The sequence below is a fragment of the Rhizomicrobium sp. genome, from assembly GCA_037200985.1.
Classification (GTDB): Bacteria; Pseudomonadota; Alphaproteobacteria; order Micropepsales; family Micropepsaceae; genus Rhizomicrobium.
The window spans coordinates 1,878,526-1,893,264 of sequence record JBBCGJ010000001.1; the positions used below are offsets into that span (position 1 = coordinate 1,878,526).

Below are 14,739 nucleotides of genomic sequence, written 5' to 3' on the forward strand. Positions count from 1 at the left end.
TGTATTCCGGTTTCAACTTAGGCAGTGTCGCCGCCGCCGTCAATGAGGGGTTCGCGTGACGCTGTCCATCGACGTCTTCTGGTCGTTCCGCAGTCCCTATTCCTATCTGGCGACGCCGCGCCTGTGCGAGATGGCAGCGGAATACGACCTGACCGTCAACGTCCGGCCGGTCTATCCGCTGGCGGTGCGCTCGGGCGAATTCTTCTCGCAGGTCAATCCGCTATGGGTGCCGTATCTGATGCGCGACACGATGCGGATCGCGCAAATGCTCGGCCTGCCCTATCAGTGGCCGAGGCCCGATCCGGTCGTGGTCGATTTCCAGACGCGCGCCGCGACGCCGGACCAGCCTTATATCCATCGCCTGACGCGGCTGGGATGCGCCGCCGCCGAGATCGGGCGCGGCCTGCCCTTCCTGAAAGAGGTCAGCCACACGATCTGGTCCGGGCAGCACAACGGCTGGAACGAAGGCACACATCTCGCCGAGGCGGCGGCGCGGGCGGGCTGCGATCTCGCGACGCTCGATGCGAAGATCGAAGCCGATCCGGACAAGTACGAGGCCGTCATCGTCGCCAACCAGGATGCGCACAAGGCGGCCGGCCATTGGGGCGTGCCGACCATGGCGTTCGAGGGCGAGCCCTTCTTCGGGCAGGACCGGCTCGACGTCCTGCTGTGGCGGCTGAAACAGAAGGGACTCCGGAAACGATGAGACGCATCCTGATCGGTGTCGTCGCCGCGATCGTGGTGATCGCCGCAGGCGGCGCGCTGGCCCTGCGCTCGACGGCCGTCGATGTGTGGCTGTTCCGGCATTTCGTGCGCGCGGCGGTCAGCGGCGGCGATGCGAAGCTGGCGCAGGACGGCGCGCTATCGGTGCTGCTGGTCGGGACCGGCACGCCGCTGCCCGACGTCAGCCGCGCCGGGCCGAGCACGATGATCGCGGCGGGATCGCATCTCTATCTGGTCGATGCCGGAGTCGATGCGGCGCGCAACCTGCAGCTCTGGAAAGTGCCGCTCGACCGGATCGACGGCGTGCTGATCACCCATCTGCATTCCGACCATATCGGCGGGCTGGCCGAGATAAGGCTGCAAACCTGGGTCGCGGGGCGCAAGGGACCGCTGAAGGTCTATGGCCCGCCGGGGATCGAGCGCGTGGTGGCGGGCTTCAACGAGGCCTATGCGCTCGACGACGGCTACCGCACCAAGCATCACGGCGCGGCGATGCTGCCGCCCGAGGCGGCTTTGCTGGTCGCCGTGCCGGTGATCATTCCGCCGGACGCCAAGACCGCGCCGGTGTTCGACGCGCTGGGGCTTAAGGTGACGGCGATCCGCGTGAAGCACGAGCCGGCCAATCCGGCCTATGGCTACCGCTTCGATTTCGGCGGGCGCAGCGTGACGGTGAGCGGCGACACGATCTATGACGAGGACCTGGCGCGCGCGGCGCACGACACCGACGTGCTGGTGCATGAGGGGCTGGCGCCGGAGCTGGTCGGGATCATGGAGAGCGAGATGCTGGCCGCGGGGCGGCCGCGCCCGGCGAAGATCATGCACGACATCCCAGGCTATCATACCGCGCCGGTCGACGCGGCGAGGATCGCCAACCTGGCGCATGCCAAGCTGCTGCTGTTCACCCATCTTCTGCCGATCCTGCCCAACGCGATCGCGGTGCGGGCGTTTTTGAAGGGCGTTAGCGACGTGCGGCCGGACGGCGTGACGGTGGGGCATGACGGGTTGATCGTGCGGCTGCCCGGACATTCGACGGATATCGATGTGGGGGATATGAATTAACCTCTCCCGCAAAGCGGGAGAGGTTATTTTCTCCGTGTACGGAAGAAATCCTTCAACACCGCCCCCGCTGCCTCGGCGTCGCCGGCTCTCGCCACAAGCGGGCGGTGGTGGCAGGTGGGTTGCTCGAAGAAGCGCGGCCCGTGCAGGACCGCCCCGCCCTTGGGGTCCTCCGCCGCGAAGACCAGCCGCGCCACGCGGGCGAGGCTGATCGCGCCGGCGCACATCGCGCAGGGCTCCAGCGACACGTAAAGCGCGGTGCCCAGCAGCCGCTCATTGCCCAGCGCCGCGGCGCCGGCGCGCAGGGCCAGGATCTCGGCATGGGCGGTCGGATCGCGGTTCTCCACGATGCGGTTGCCGTCTTTTGCCAGCAGTCTGCCCTCCGCCGACAGCAGGACGGCGCCGACCGGCACCTCGCCGCGGGCGGCGGCGGCTTGGGCTTCCGCTATCGCGAGTGCTATGGCTTCGTCATCAGTCACGGCGGATGTTAAATTGGCAAAACCGAGCAAAGGCAAGTGGACGCCCTCGACCGATGCCGAGCCGGTCGAGCGGTTCGCGGAGGAGACGGGCAAGACCGGAGAGCGCATCGCCAAGGCGATCGCGCGGGCCGGCATCTGCTCGCGCCGCGACGCCGAGAAGATGATCGCGGAAGGCCGCGTGGCGGTGGACGGCGAGACGCTGACCTCTCCGGCGCTGAACGTGACCGAGCTCAACGTCATCACGGTGGACGGCAAGCCGATCGCGGCCAAGGAGCAGACGCGGCTGTGGCGCTATCACAAGCCGTCGGGCCTCGTCACCACGCACAAGGACCCGCATGGGCGGCCGACCGTGTTCATGAGCCTGCCCAAGCAATTGCCGCGCGTCGTCTCGGTCGGGCGGCTCGATTTCAACTCCGAGGGGCTCCTGCTGCTGACCAATGACGGCGACATGGCGCGGCGGCTGGAACTGCCGGCGAGCGGCTGGACGCGGACCTATCGCGCGCGGCTGTTCGGCAAGGTGACCCAGGCCGATCTCGAAAAGCTCGCGACCGGCATCACGATCGACGGCGTGAAATACGGGCCGGTGGTCGCCGATCTCGAACGCTCCAAGGGGATGTATTCCTGGGCGAGCGTGCAGCTCAAAGAAGGCAAGAACCGCGAAGTGAAGCGGCTGATGGAACGGCTGGGCCTCAAAGTGGCGCGGCTGATCCGGGTGCAGTACGGCCCGTTCCATCTCGGCCATCTCGCCGAGGGCGCGGTCGAGGAAGTGCCGGCGAAGCTGTGGCGCGAGCATCTCGGCATCGGCCGCAAGAAGCGCTGAGCCGCGTCCGATAGCGTACGGCGAAACGCCGCGCGGAACCGAAGCGCGCCGCCTCGCGTTGGCCTGTGGCAACCCCACGAGGAATTCGATCATGGCCATTCTGGACGTCTTTTCGTCTTCCGACGCCAAACGCGCGAAGCGCGCCAACGGCGCGCGCGCCGAAGCCGACGAGGCGGACATCCTCGATACGCTCAAGCAGGAGCATGACGAGGTCAAGGAACTGCTCGGCAAGCTGGTCGACACCGAGAAGGCGGCGGAGCGCACCTCGCTGGTCAAGCAGATCAAGGCGGCGCTGATCCCGCATGTCCGTGCCGAGGAGAAGGTCGTCTATGACGCGATCATCGCGCAGCGCGACAAGGACGCGAAGGTCGACGGCAACGAAGGCTATATCGAGCACAAGCACGCAGACATCGCGCTCAAGCGGCTGGACACGATCCGGCCGGCCTCGTCGCCGGAATTCACCGCCGCGGCGAAGGTGCTCAAGGAACTGGTCGAGCATCACATCAAGGACGAGGAGAGCAATGTCTGGCGCGACGTGCGCAAGACATTCGACGGCGACCAGCGCATCGAGATGAACCGCAAATACGAGGCGACCAAGCAGAAGGTGAAGGTCGCCTGAAACAGCCGCCGCCCGCGCCGGACGGCGCGGGCGGCGTTTCGTCCCGCGCCGCGTCAGCTCGACGGCTTGGCCGGAGCGGCGGCGCCGGCCGGGCTGGCGACCGTGGTGGGCGGCGGCGCGTCGGCCGCGGGCGCCGCGACCACCGCGTCGGCCGGATCCAGCGTGACATCGACCTTTTCGGGATAATTGTAGTTCGCACCGGTCGCGGCATCGACGCCGATACCGATGATGCCGCCGGCTAGGACATTGCCGACCGTCGCGCCGTTGAAATGCGACGCCACGACGGTGTGAGCATCCTTGAAGCCGTCGAGCTTGCAGGTGACGTCCAGGTCGTTCTTCGTCTTGTGGACGATGGCGTTGCCCGGCGTGGTGACGTAGTAGGTGCCTTCCGAACTCGTCAGGACGCATTTGGCACCGTCCTTCGGTATCGTCGCGACCGCGACCGATTGCGTCGTGCCCTCGACGATCGAGGCGCAGCCGGACACGGCAACGCCCAACGCGGCGAATGCCGCGACAGTTGTCAATTTCATGAATTTCCCCTTCGCCTAGTAACGGGAAATCTAACACGCGCCCGTCATCTTGTCTTCGCCCTCCGCGATTTGGTAAATACAGGCTTCGCTGCACTGCACACGCGGCCGCCGCGCGTTGATCCCGATCAATCTCTCCCACTGCTATTTTGACTGACAATATGTCAGTGAAATGCGCTAGGGTTCTGGCGACAAACAGGGAGACGGGATCGTGACCGCAACGGACGTGCTTCAGCGGCCCAAGGCCGAACAGACGGCCGAGCATTTCGACGTGCTGATCGTGGGCGCGGGAATCTCCGGCGTCGGCGGGGCCTATCATCTCGCCAAGCAATGCCCGGATCGCAGCTTCGTGGTGCTGGAGTCGCTCGAGAGCTTCGGCGGCACCTGGCTGACGCACAAATATCCGGGCATCCGCTCGGACAGCGACCTCTACACGTTCGGCTATCGCTTCAAGCCGTGGGTCGGCGCGCCGATCGCGAGCGCGGCCGAAATCCTGAAATATATGGGCGAGGTGATCGACGAGAACGATCTCGCGCGGCATATCCGCTATCGCCACAAGATCCTGTCGGCGGCGTGGTCGGACGACGACAATCGCTGGACCGTCGAAGCGGAACTCGGCGACGGGTCGCGCAAGACCTTCACCGCGAATTTCCTCTGGATGGCGCAGGGCTATTACCGGCACGCGGAAGGCTACACGCCGCGCTGGAAGGGGATGGAGCGCTTCCAGGGCCGCATCGTGCATCCGCAGACCTGGCCCGAGGATCTCGACTACAAGGGCAAGCGCGTGGTGGTGATCGGCTCGGGCGCGACGGCGGCGACGCTGGTGCCGGCGATCGCCGGCGACTGCGAGCACGTCACCGTACTGCAGCGCTCGCCGACCTATTTCATCCCGGGGCGCAACGCCAACGACCTCGCCGACACGCTGCGCCAGCTTCAGATCGACGAAAGCTGGATCCACGAGATCGTGCGGCGCAAGATCAACTACGACATGGCGGCATTCACGAAGATGGCGTTCGACTATCCGGATGCGGTGAAGACCGAGCTGCTCAACGGCGTGCGCGCCCATCTCGGCGACGACTACGACATGACGCATTTCACGCCCAACTACCTGCCATGGCGCCAGCGCATCGCTTTCGTGCCGGAGGGCGATCTCTTCAAGGGGATCAAGGCCGGCAAGGCCTCGATGGTCACCGACGAGATCGAGACCTTCACCGAGGACGGAATCCTGACGCGCACCGGCACCGAGATCAAAGCCGACATCGTGATCACCGCGACGGGGTTCAATCTGAACGTGCTGGGCGACATCGCTTTTTCGATCGACGGGGCGCCGCTCGATTTCTCCAAGACGGTGACCTATCGCGGCATGATGTTCACCGGCGTGCCCAACCTCGTGTGGGTGTTCGGCTATTTCCGCGCGAGCTGGACGCTGCGCGCCGACCTGATCGGCGACTTCGTGTGCCGGCTGCTGAACCACATGAAGGAAAAGGGCGTGGCGCGGGTCGTGCCGGCGCTGCGCCCGGAGGACCAGGACATGACCCTGGGCCCGTGGATCGATCCGGAGAATTTCAATCCCGGCTATCTGATGCGCGGGATGCATCTGCTGCCGCAGCGCGGCGACAAACCGGAATGGCAGCACAGCCAGGATTATTGGACGGAGAAGGACGTATTTCCGACGATCGATCTGGACGACAAGGCGTTTGTGTACGGGTAGCCGTGGCTAACGGGACCGCATCGCATCGCGCAGTCCGCGGAAGCTGACGCGGCGGATGCCGGCGGCGTCGAGCTTGGCTTTCAGCGCCCGGTCCACGCCCGCCGCCGCGTCGTGTTCGCGGATCGCCTTTTCGGTCTTGTCGTAGGCATCGAGTTCTTCGCCCGGTTCGACGGGATGCAGAATCATCTCCGTCACGCCGGGGCGCGGGGCGGCGATGTAGGCGGCGAGTTGATCCGCCGTCGGCGTGCCCCATTGGAAGCGGAAATGATCCGGGTACGGAATGCCGGCCGCGTCGCACTGGGCGCGTCCGCCGAAGCCCAGCCGCGCATCGGCGGCCGCGCCCGCCATGCGCAGCGGCAGCTTGTATTCCCGCGCCAGCTTCACATAGATCGGGAACAGGTCCCGGCTCGCCTGCAGCGTGCCCATGTGGTTGTCGAGATGGGTGACGTCGACACCCCAGGCCAGCGCCTGGTCGATCTGGGCGCGGCACTCGTCCTCCACCTCGCCGGCGTCGGCCTGGGCCCATAGTTCGGCGGCGGTGCGCGGCAGATAGCCTTGGGCGTCGCGCAGGCTCGGCGCGCCGGTCAGGGCGCGCCAGCGATAAGTCGGGTATTCGCTCGTCAGCGTCAGGTGAATGCCGATATCGAGGCCGGCGAAACGCTCCACCGCCTCGCGCGCCCAGGGGCACGGCACCATCAGCGTCGCGGAAGTCGCGAGGCCTTCGCGCATCGCCCGCTCGCTCGCGACATTCGCGGCGTGAGAGGAGCCGATGTCGTCGCAATTGACGATCAGGAGGCGCGCGTCGGCGCCATAACCGAGGCGTTCGGCGAGGCTGGGCATGGGCGGGGTCCTGTTTTGACGAAGAATATAGAACGACTTTACCCTCCCTTGAGGGAGGGAACATCATGGCCGATATCGACATCCGCCCCTATCGCGCCACCGACCTCGACGCGCTCTACGACATCTGCCTGAAGACCGGCGATGCGGGCGCCGACGCCAGCGGGATGTATCGCGATCCGAAGATCCTCGGCCATGTCTATGCCGGGCCTTATGGCGTGCTCGAGCCGCAGAGCTGTTTCGTCGCCGAGGATGCGGAGGGCGTCGGCGCTTACATCATCGGAACCGCCGACACGTACCGCTTCGAGACCCGGCTGGAGGCCGAGTGGTGGCCGGCGCTGCGCGCGGCGATCGCCGACACGGGCGGGGACGATCCCGATGCGCGGATCGCGCGGCTGATCCACCGCCCACCGAAAACGCCACGGCGGATCAACGAGCCCTACCCCGCGCATCTGCATATCGACTGCCTGCCGCGCTTCCAGGGCATCGGGCTCGGCAAGCGGCTGATCGACACATGGCGCGGGGCGATGGCGGCGCGCGGCGTTGCGGCGGCGCATCTGGGCGTGGGACCGCGCAATGCGCGGGCGGTCCGGTTCTACCGCGCCTATGGCTTCCACCTGATCGAGCAATTGCCGGAACCCTGGAACACGATGTGGTTTGGCATTTCCTTGACGGGCTGATAGAAGCCGCGCGCGCTATTCCCGAAAGTACCCACATGAAAAAGAAGAAATACGAGACGCCGAAGCCCTATGCCGCCGAAACCAAGGATGCGCGCTTCGCCGGCACCTTCGAGGTGCTGATCCCGGTCGAGGGCCGCAACAAGCCGCTGCGCGCGCCGCGCCAGTTCGACACGCTGCAGGCGGCGGAAGCCTGGCTGCACAGCCCGGACGGCAAGGATTCGATCGCCGAGCTGATGGAAGAAGAAGCCAAGGTCCGGGCGAAGTAGGAAGAGCATTCGACCTCGCCCTTTGCGGGGAGGTCGAAAAATCGCGAAGCGCAGCGCAGCGATTTTTCGGGTGGGGGGCGGTGCCCGACGCCCCGCGCCGCCCCCCACCCGAAAAACATCTTCGCTTCGCTCGATGTTTTTCGACCTCCCCACAAGGGGGAGGTGATGAGAGCCATGCAGAAAAGCCTGTTGCCGATGCGCGGTCGCGCGGGCACGGTCCGCCGCCCATGACCGATACCGCCGCCGCGCACAGGCCCGCGCCCATCCAGGTCCATTCCACCGTGTTCGCGATCCTGTTCGCGGTCGGGTTCTGCCATGCGCTGAACGACATGATGCAGTCGCTGCTGCAGGCGATCTACCCGAACCTGCAGGCGACCTTCGATCTCGACTTCGCCCATATCGGCCTGGTGACCTTCGTGTTCCAGGTGACGGCGTCGCTGCTGCAGCCGCTGGTCGGGCTCTATACCGACCGCCGCGCCGTGCCCTGGGCGCTTCCCGGCGGCATGGTGTTCACCCTGATCGGCCTGGTCGGGCTGGCGCTGGCGCCGACCTATCCCCTGTTGCTCGCCGCCGCGGCGCTGGTGGGGATCGGCTCTTCGACCTTCCATCCGGAAAGCTCGCGCGTCGCCTATCTGGCGGCGGGGCCGAGGCGCGGGCTGGCGCAATCGATGTTCCAGGTCGGCGGATCGATCGGCGGCGCGCTCGGCCCGCTGCTCGCCGCGCTCGCCATCCGGCCCGGCCAGCGCGAGGGCGTGGCGTTCTTCTCGTTCGCGGCGCTGCTCGCGATCGTCATCCTGTGGCGGGTGGGCCGGTGGTATGCCCGCAACCGCACGACGCGCGCGGCGGCGCACGGCCATCTGCACCTGACCGAAGCGCTCTCGCCCCGCCGGGTGAAGGCGGCGCTCGCGATCCTGGTCGTGCTGATCTTTTCGAAATTCGTCTACATGGCGAGCATCGGCAGCTATTTCACCTTCTACCTGATCCACCGCTTTCATCTGAGCGTGCCGGCGGCGCAGCTTCACCTCTTCCTGTTCCAGGCGGCGGTGGCGGTCGGGACGATCTCCGGCGGGCCGCTGGGCGACCGCTTCGGGCGCAAATACCTGATCTGGTTCTCCATCCTGGGCGCCCTGCCCTTCGCGCTGGCGATGCCCTTCGCCAACCTGTTCTGGACCGGCGTGTTCAGCGTCGGCGCGGGGCTGGTGCTGTCGAGCGCCTTTCCGGCCATCGTGGTCTACGGCCAGGAGCTTCTGCCCGGGCGCGTCGGCATGGTGAGCGGCCTCTTCTTCGGCCTGTCCTTCGGCATGGGCGGATTGGGCGCGGCGGCGCTCGGCGTGCTGGCCGACGCGAAGGGCATCGAGTTCGTCTACCGCGTCTGCGCCTTCCTGCCGCTGATCGGATTGCTGGCCGCGTTCCTGCCCGACCTCAAGCCGCGCCCCGCCGCGTCATAGGATGCGGAAGCGGCGCAGCAGGACATAGGCCGCTGCGACCACGGCGCCGCACAGCCCGATGACCCACCAGAAGCCGTTGGGATCGGCCGCCCGGGGAATGCCGAGCAGGAGCGTTCATGGGCGCAAAGTGGCAGGCGGGGTGGCGGGGTCAAGATGGGGACGCGGTGGACCGTCCTATTTTGCAGATGACAACAAAATGACGATCAGGTCGTCCCCGTCACCCGCGTCGCTGTGACGAGGACCACTCACACATGCTGCCCGCCATTGATGTGCAGCTCCGCTCCCGTCACGTAGCTGGATTGCTCCGTGCACAGATAGTAGATCGCCTTGGCGACTTCCTCGGGCAGGCCCAGTCTCCGCAACGGGATCGTTTCGACCAGCTTGTCGGTGCCGGGGCTTAAGATCGCGGTGTCGATCTCGCCGGGAGCTATGGCGTTGACGCGCACGCCCAAGGGGCCGAAATCCGCCGCCATCTCGCGCGTCATCGCCGCCAGGGCCGCCTTCGAGACCGAATAGGCCGAACCGGCGAAGGGATGCACGCGGCTGCCCGCGATCGAGGTCACGTTGACGATGGCGCCATGCGCGGCCGCGAGCTCGTCGATCAGGCCGCGCGCCAGCCACAGCGTCGCGAACAGGTTCACCTCGAACACCTGGCGCCACACCGCGCGCGGGGTGTTGAGGGTGCTCAGGCGGACGGCGGAGGGGGATGCGGCGGCGGCCAGGCCCTCACCCGGAAAATCGCCGCGCGATTTTCCGGCCTCCTGCTCCGCTTCGCTCCGCGTCCGCGACGCTGTCGCCGCGGACCCCGCTTCGCGGGAGAGGTTGGCGCGGCCCTTCGGGCTGATGCCGGCGTTGTTCACCAGGGCGTGGAGCTTGCCGTCGGTCAGGCGCTCGCGCATCTCGGCGATGGCGCGGTCGGTGTCCTCGGGATCGGAGAGGTCGACCTGGATGTGGTCCTCCGGACCCGCCGCCCAGGGGCAGCTCTCCGGGAAGGCATGGCGCGAACAGGTGATCACGCGCCAGCCGGCGCTCGAAAAGCGCTTGACGGTGGCGTGGCCGATGCCGCGCGAGGCGCCGGTCAGGATCAGCGTGCGGGTCTCTTCGTTGGATGGCTTGGGAGCGGTCATGGGGGGGAGATTAGCAGGTCCGAAGAGGGTTTGGATCGGTCGAATTGACGGTGTCGCGGCCGCCGTGCCGGCGAAATTCGCACGCGGAGCCCCACGCCTTGCGGGCCTTGCGCAGGCGTCAACTGGGTGGCCCGCATTCGCGGGCCATGACACACTTGGCGAAATGACGTGCTTGGCCTGAAGCGGCCCGGAAAGGACCATGGACGATCTGACAGCCCTGGCTCTGGTGCTGGCGGCCGCGGTGGTGGCGGGGCTCGCGATGAACCGCGTGCGCCTGCCCGCCGCCTCCGGCTTCATCCTGGTCGGGCTGGTGCTGGGGCCGACCGGGTTCGGCATGATCGCGCACTCCGCCTCGGTCCAGACCCTCGCCGATCTCGGCGTGCTCATGCTGCTCTTCATCATCGGCATGGAGCTGCGGCTCGCGTCGTTCCGCAAGCTGCTGCCGCTCGCCATCGCCATCGCGGTCGCCGAGATCGTGCTGTTCACCGCCTTCGCCGCGGCGCTCGCCCAGCTCGCGACGGGCGAGACCGCGAGCGCGGTGGTGATCGGCTTCATGCTCGCGATCTCCTCCACCGCGCTCGCCTTCAAGATGATGGACGATGCGGACGAGGCGGCGACGCCGGCCGGACGGCTGACGGCCGCGATCCTGGTGGCGCAGGACCTGGCGGTGGTGCCGCTCCTGCTGCTCACCGGCGCGCTGGCGCCGCACGCTCCGGCCAACGCGCTGGCCTTCGCGGGCGTGAAGCTGGCGCTGGCGGTGGCGCTGCTCGCCGGCTTCATCCTGTTCCTGACGCGGATCAAGTCGTTCCGCTTTCCCGCCTCGTCCTTCCTGATGAAGGACGTCGATGTCGGTACGCTGGGCGTGCTCGCCGTGTGCTTCGTGGCGGCGGCGGCGTCCGGCCTGCTCGGCCTGTCGCCGGCGCTGGGCGCGTTCCTCGCCGGCCTCGCGGTCGGCCATTCGACGCTCCGGCGCACCGCGCGCGAGCTGGCGCAGCCGGTGCAGAGCATCCTGCTCTTCATCTTCTTCCTGTCGATCGGGCTTTTGATCGACCTCGACTATGTGGTGCATCACCTGTGGCTGATCGTGATCGTGCTGGCGGTGGTGACGGTGGGCAAGACGGCGCTGAACCTCGGCCTTCTCACCGTCGTCGGCCAGCCGGGCGAGGTGGCGTTTCCCGCCGCCCTGTTCCTGTCGCCGGTCGGCGAGTTCTCCTTCGTGCTGGCGAGCGCGGGCGTGAGCGCCGGCGCCCTGACGCCGGAGGGCCACAAGCTCGCCATCGCGGTGATCGCGCTGTCGCTGCTGGTCAGTCCGCTGTGGTTCGTGGGCGCCAGGCGGGCGCATGCGCTGGCGCTGCGCGGGATCACGGAGGCGGATTCGCTGTTCCAGGAATCCTATGCGCGCGAGCTGTTCTTCCTCAAGCATTGGGGCGAACGGGCGGCGAAGGCGGGCGCCCGCGCCGCGGCGGCGGCGGTGGCGGCGGGCAGCGAGGTGGTGCGGCAAAGCTCGCCCGAAACGCGGCGGATCGAGCCGAGCGTGCCGGACGCGGACGCCTATCACGAGCCGTTCGGCGACATTGCGGGCCCCGGGATACTGCCGACGAATCGGGACGAGAATCGGTAGGATCCGGTATTTTTCCCGGGCTGTTTTCTTATTGTCGTGGCGTGGCGGCCGGGCATTCCATCGCAGCGGATCGCCCCGTCGCCGGATGCCCGCCTGCGCCGGCACGACAATGTTGTTTTGGAGACCGCGCCATGGATTTCGCAAGCACCGACCTGGCCCTGGCCATCGGACACCATCTGCCGGTCTTCGCGCTGGCGGCGGTGCTCGCCTTCGAGGTCGGCGCGATCAAGAAGGGCATGTCGGGCGCGGACGCGGTGCGCGTGCAGCGCGTCGACCTGTGGTACGGCATCGTCGCGGCGCTCATCGTCATCGTCGGGCTCACGCGCGCGATCTATGCGGCGAAGGGCTGGGCGTATTATTCGCACAACTATTTCTTCTGGGCGAAGATCGCCGCCTTCGCGGTCGTCGGGCTCCTGTCGATCCCGCCGACCGTCCTGCTGGTGCGCTGGCGCGACGCCCATGCCAAGGATCCGTCCTTCGGACCCGGCGACGGCGCGGTCGCCGCCGCGCGGCGCTTCCTGTGGCTGGAGGTGTTCGTCTTCGCGTTCATCCCGGTCTTCGCCGCCGCCATGGCGCGGGGCTATGGCGCCGTCACCTGAGGCTGGGCCGTCCAGCCCGCTGACCGGCGCGCGCAATCCCGTCTAGGCTGGGCGCCTCGAGTCGGGGGGATTTTGGGATGACGCTCACGGATCTCGCATCCATCGGCAGCTTCGTCAGCGGCGTGGCCGTGATCGTGTCGCTGGTCTATCTCAGCCTGCAGATACGGCAGAACACCAAGCACTCGCAGGCCCTGATCCAGCAGGGCCGCGCCGCGCGCATCTCCGAAACCGCGCTGGCCCTCACCGAGCTCGCGGCCTCCGAAGGGATGGAGCGCTGCTTCGAAGGCTCGGCGGAGGTTTCCAGCAACGACGTGCGCCGCTTCCTGTTCCTGTGCCGCGCCATCTTCATCAGCGCCGAGGATTCGTTCTTCCAGAACCAGCAAGGCCTGCTCGACGGCGCGATGTTCGAGAGCTTCGAGAGCAGCATGCGCTCCGGGATGGGTTCGCCCGGCATCGCGGCGGCGTGGCGGATGACCCGCGACATGTACGAACCGCAATTCCGCGACTATGTCGACCGCACGATGGGCGATCTGACCGGACAGGCGGATGACGCGCGCAGTCTCGCCCGCTGGAAGTCCGTGATCGCCGCGCGGAAGACGCCGGCGGCGTCCTGACGGCGACGCCAAGCATGCGCGGCGTTCAGGTCGCCGCAAGCTCCGGCGGCATTTCCACGCCGGCGGGGTCCTGGTGGATGATCACTTCGGCGTTGGGGAAGGCCCGGCAGACGTCGCGCTCGACCTCGTCGCTGATCTCGTGGGCGCGGACGAGCGCGATCGCGGGATCGAGCTCGATGTGGAACTGGATGAACTGCCGCACCCCGGCGGCGCGGGTGCGCAGGTCGTGCAGGCTCCGCACGTCGGCATGGCCCCGCACGATGGCCTTGATCTTCTCGCGGTCGTCGTCCGGCAGCTCGCGGTCCATGAGCTGGTCGTAGCTCTGGCGGAAGACGTGCCAGGCGCTCCAGCCCAGGATCGCGGCCACCGCGATGCCGATGATCGGGTCGGCGATCAGGATGCCGAAGCGGGTGGCGGCGACGATGCCGACGATCACGCCGAGATTGGTCGCGATGTCGCCCAGATAGTGCATGCGGTCGGCGCCGACCGCGAGGGAGCCGGTCTTCGCCACCACGATGCGCTGGGCGACGACGAGGACGATGGTCGTGCCGATGGAGACCCCCATCACGACGAGGCCGATCAAGGGATGCTCGATCGGATGCGGCGCGACCAGGCGGCTGACGGATTCGATCACCAGGAAGGCGGCCGAGCCGGCGATGAAGGCGCCCTGCCCCAGCCCCGCCAGCGGCTCCGCCTTGCCGTGGCCGAAGCGGTGCTCGCGGTCGGCGGGCTGCAGCGCATGACGGATCGCGAGCAGGTTGACGGCGGAGGTCGCGACGTCGAGCGCGCTGTCGGCCAGCGAGGCCATCATCGCGATGGAATCCGTCACGATATAGGCGACGGCCTTCATCAAGACGAGAAGCGTCGCGACGCCGACCGCGGCGAAGGCGACGCGCATCATCATCCGGCCCTGCGTCGCCGGCATATCGCTCACGGGAACAGGCGCTCGGTACGCCAGGGCTCGCGGCCTTCGCGGCGATAGACCAGGCGGTCGTGCAGGCGGAAGGGACGGTCGCGCCAGAACTCGATCTCGAAGGGCGTGACGCGGAAGCCGCCCCAATGCGGCGGGCGCGGCACTTTGGCGAGCGCGTATTGCGCGGCGACCTTGGCGATCTCCTTCTCGAAGGCCCAGCGGCCCTGCATCGGGCGCGACTGCGCCGAGGCCCAGGCGCCGATCTGGCTGTCCTTCGGGCGGCTGGCGAAATAGGCGTCCGATTCGGCGGCGCTGGTCTTCTTCACGCTGCCGCGGATGCGCACCTGCTTGCCCAGGCTCTTCCAGTGGAAGCAGAGCGCGGCGAAGGGCTGGCCCACCAGCTCGACGCCCTTGGCGCTCTCGTAATTGGTATAGAAGACGAAGGTGCCGTTCTTCGCCTCCTTCAGCAGCACCATGCGGACATTGGGGCGGCCCTGGCCGTCCACCGAGGCGATCGACATCGCGTCGGGATTGTTCGGTTCCTTGTCCTTGGCTTCCGCCAGCCAGGCGTCGAACAGGGCGAAGGGATCGTCCTTCTGCGCCAGGCCGCCGTCGTCGATGGGTCCGCCGATGTCGCTCATGAGGGGGAGATAGCATCCGCGCCGCGACCACGGTAGCCTGAACGCCCCGGGAGGTGCC

17 protein-coding genes are annotated in these 14,739 nt (G+C 67.5%); 11 read left to right on the plus strand and 6 right to left on the minus strand.

Annotation, left to right across the window (positions count from 1 at the left end):
• Positions 1-55: 55 nt before the first annotated feature.
• Together WDN01_09120 and WDN01_09125 are read left to right on the plus strand one after the other, a co-directional pair.
• Positions 56-706, plus strand: a complete 651-nt coding sequence (locus WDN01_09120) for a 2-hydroxychromene-2-carboxylate isomerase (GenBank protein ID MEJ0026174.1) — start codon at positions 56-58, stop codon at positions 704-706.
• A complete protein-coding gene (locus tag WDN01_09125) occupies positions 703-1,782 on the plus strand; it encodes an MBL fold metallo-hydrolase (GenBank protein ID MEJ0026175.1) in 1,080 nt (359 codons plus the stop codon). Before WDN01_09120 ends, WDN01_09125 begins: the two co-directional genes overlap by 4 nt.
• 23 nt (positions 1,783-1,805) lie before the next feature.
• On the opposite strand, the gene WDN01_09130 is transcribed toward WDN01_09125, so the two are convergent.
• A complete protein-coding gene (locus WDN01_09130; protein ID MEJ0026176.1) occupies positions 1,806-2,258 on the minus strand; it encodes a nucleoside deaminase in 453 nt (150 codons plus the stop codon).
• A gap of 13 nt (positions 2,259-2,271) precedes the next feature.
• Here WDN01_09130 and WDN01_09135 point away from each other — a divergent pair, with 13 nt between their 5' ends.
• Positions 2,272-3,078, plus strand: a complete 807-nt coding sequence (locus WDN01_09135) for a pseudouridine synthase (GenBank protein ID MEJ0026177.1) — start codon at positions 2,272-2,274, stop codon at positions 3,076-3,078.
• Positions 3,079-3,169: 91 nt separating this feature from the next.
• Entirely contained in the window at positions 3,170-3,697 is a 528-nt protein-coding gene (locus WDN01_09140) for a hemerythrin domain-containing protein (GenBank protein MEJ0026178.1), read from the plus strand.
• A 53-nt stretch (positions 3,698-3,750) separates the two neighbouring features.
• Here WDN01_09140 and WDN01_09145 read toward each other — a convergent pair whose 3' ends face one another.
• Entirely contained in the window at positions 3,751-4,227 is a 477-nt protein-coding gene (locus tag WDN01_09145; protein ID MEJ0026179.1) for a hypothetical protein, read from the minus strand.
• Positions 4,228-4,435: 208 nt separating this feature from the next.
• Here WDN01_09145 and WDN01_09150 point away from each other — a divergent pair, with 208 nt between their 5' ends.
• Entirely contained in the window at positions 4,436-5,935 is a 1,500-nt protein-coding gene (locus tag WDN01_09150; GenBank protein MEJ0026180.1) for an NAD(P)/FAD-dependent oxidoreductase, read from the plus strand.
• 6 nt (positions 5,936-5,941) lie between these two features.
• On the opposite strand, the gene WDN01_09155 is transcribed toward WDN01_09150, so the two are convergent.
• Positions 5,942-6,775, minus strand: a complete 834-nt coding sequence (locus WDN01_09155) for a polysaccharide deacetylase family protein (GenBank protein MEJ0026181.1) — start codon at positions 6,773-6,775, stop codon at positions 5,942-5,944.
• Positions 6,776-6,840: 65 nt separating this feature from the next.
• Here WDN01_09155 and WDN01_09160 point away from each other — a divergent pair, with 65 nt between their 5' ends.
• The 3 genes from WDN01_09160 (at position 6,841) to WDN01_09170 (ending at position 9,166) form a co-directional block, all read left to right on the plus strand.
• Positions 6,841-7,452 carry a GNAT family N-acetyltransferase gene (locus WDN01_09160; protein MEJ0026182.1) on the plus strand — a complete coding sequence of 204 codons (612 nt, stop codon included), beginning with the start codon at positions 6,841-6,843 and terminating at the stop codon, positions 7,450-7,452.
• 35 nt (positions 7,453-7,487) lie between these two features.
• Complete coding sequence (locus WDN01_09165) at positions 7,488-7,718, plus strand: hypothetical protein (protein MEJ0026183.1); 231 nt, start codon at positions 7,488-7,490, stop codon at positions 7,716-7,718.
• A gap of 227 nt (positions 7,719-7,945) precedes the next feature.
• Positions 7,946-9,166 (plus strand): MFS transporter, encoded by a 1,221-nt coding sequence (locus tag WDN01_09170; GenBank protein MEJ0026184.1) that lies wholly within the window; start codon positions 7,946-7,948, stop codon positions 9,164-9,166.
• A 245-nt stretch (positions 9,167-9,411) separates the two neighbouring features.
• Here the strand turns inward: WDN01_09170 and WDN01_09175 are convergent, their stop codons facing one another.
• Entirely contained in the window at positions 9,412-10,293 is an 882-nt protein-coding gene (locus WDN01_09175) for an SDR family oxidoreductase (GenBank protein MEJ0026185.1), read from the minus strand.
• A gap of 199 nt (positions 10,294-10,492) precedes the next feature.
• Here WDN01_09175 and WDN01_09180 point away from each other — a divergent pair, with 199 nt between their 5' ends.
• The 3 genes from WDN01_09180 (at position 10,493) to WDN01_09190 (ending at position 13,127) form a co-directional block, all read left to right on the plus strand.
• Positions 10,493-11,914: a cation:proton antiporter gene (locus tag WDN01_09180; GenBank protein ID MEJ0026186.1), complete on the plus strand. Its 1,422-nt coding sequence runs from the start codon at positions 10,493-10,495 to the stop codon at positions 11,912-11,914.
• Between the two features lie 131 nt (positions 11,915-12,045).
• Positions 12,046-12,513 (plus strand): DUF2214 family protein, encoded by a 468-nt coding sequence (locus WDN01_09185; GenBank protein MEJ0026187.1) that lies wholly within the window; start codon positions 12,046-12,048, stop codon positions 12,511-12,513.
• 77 nt (positions 12,514-12,590) lie between these two features.
• Entirely contained in the window at positions 12,591-13,127 is a 537-nt protein-coding gene (locus WDN01_09190) for a hypothetical protein (GenBank protein MEJ0026188.1), read from the plus strand.
• A gap of 25 nt (positions 13,128-13,152) precedes the next feature.
• On the opposite strand, the gene WDN01_09195 is transcribed toward WDN01_09190, so the two are convergent.
• Both WDN01_09195 and pdxH read right to left on the minus strand, forming a co-directional pair.
• Positions 13,153-14,052, minus strand: coding sequence for a cation diffusion facilitator family transporter (locus WDN01_09195; GenBank protein ID MEJ0026189.1), 900 nt, complete (start codon positions 14,050-14,052; stop codon positions 13,153-13,155).
• Positions 14,053-14,057: 5 nt separating this feature from the next.
• Positions 14,058-14,681 carry a pyridoxamine 5'-phosphate oxidase gene (pdxH, locus tag WDN01_09200; GenBank protein MEJ0026190.1) on the minus strand — a complete coding sequence of 208 codons (624 nt, stop codon included), beginning with the start codon at positions 14,679-14,681 and terminating at the stop codon, positions 14,058-14,060.
• Positions 14,682-14,739: the final 58 nt, after the last annotated feature.

What these genes read in the sequence shown, in the direction of transcription:
- WDN01_09125 (MEJ0026175.1), top strand. Translation starts at nt 703, where the DNA reads ATGAGACGCATCCTGATCGGTGTCGTCGCCGCGATCGTGGTGATCGCC.
- WDN01_09140 (MEJ0026178.1), top strand. Translation starts at nt 3,170, where the DNA reads ATGGCCATTCTGGACGTCTTTTCGTCTTCCGACGCCAAACGCGCGAAG.
- WDN01_09145 (MEJ0026179.1), bottom strand. Translation starts at nt 4,227, where the DNA reads ATGAAATTGACAACTGTCGCGGCATTCGCCGCGTTGGGCGTTGCCGTG.
- WDN01_09155 (MEJ0026181.1), bottom strand. Translation starts at nt 6,775, where the DNA reads ATGCCCAGCCTCGCCGAACGCCTCGGTTATGGCGCCGACGCGCGCCTC.
- WDN01_09160 (MEJ0026182.1), top strand. Translation starts at nt 6,841, where the DNA reads ATGGCCGATATCGACATCCGCCCCTATCGCGCCACCGACCTCGACGCG.
- WDN01_09165 (MEJ0026183.1), top strand. Translation starts at nt 7,488, where the DNA reads ATGAAAAAGAAGAAATACGAGACGCCGAAGCCCTATGCCGCCGAAACC.
- WDN01_09170 (MEJ0026184.1), top strand. Translation starts at nt 7,946, where the DNA reads ATGACCGATACCGCCGCCGCGCACAGGCCCGCGCCCATCCAGGTCCAT.
- WDN01_09175 (MEJ0026185.1), bottom strand. Translation starts at nt 10,293, where the DNA reads ATGACCGCTCCCAAGCCATCCAACGAAGAGACCCGCACGCTGATCCTG.
- WDN01_09180 (MEJ0026186.1), top strand. Translation starts at nt 10,493, where the DNA reads ATGGACGATCTGACAGCCCTGGCTCTGGTGCTGGCGGCCGCGGTGGTG.
- WDN01_09185 (MEJ0026187.1), top strand. Translation starts at nt 12,046, where the DNA reads ATGGATTTCGCAAGCACCGACCTGGCCCTGGCCATCGGACACCATCTG.
- WDN01_09190 (MEJ0026188.1), top strand. Translation starts at nt 12,591, where the DNA reads ATGACGCTCACGGATCTCGCATCCATCGGCAGCTTCGTCAGCGGCGTG.
- WDN01_09195 (MEJ0026189.1), bottom strand. Translation starts at nt 14,052, where the DNA reads ATGCCGGCGACGCAGGGCCGGATGATGATGCGCGTCGCCTTCGCCGCG.
- pdxH (MEJ0026190.1), bottom strand. Translation starts at nt 14,681, where the DNA reads ATGAGCGACATCGGCGGACCCATCGACGACGGCGGCCTGGCGCAGAAG.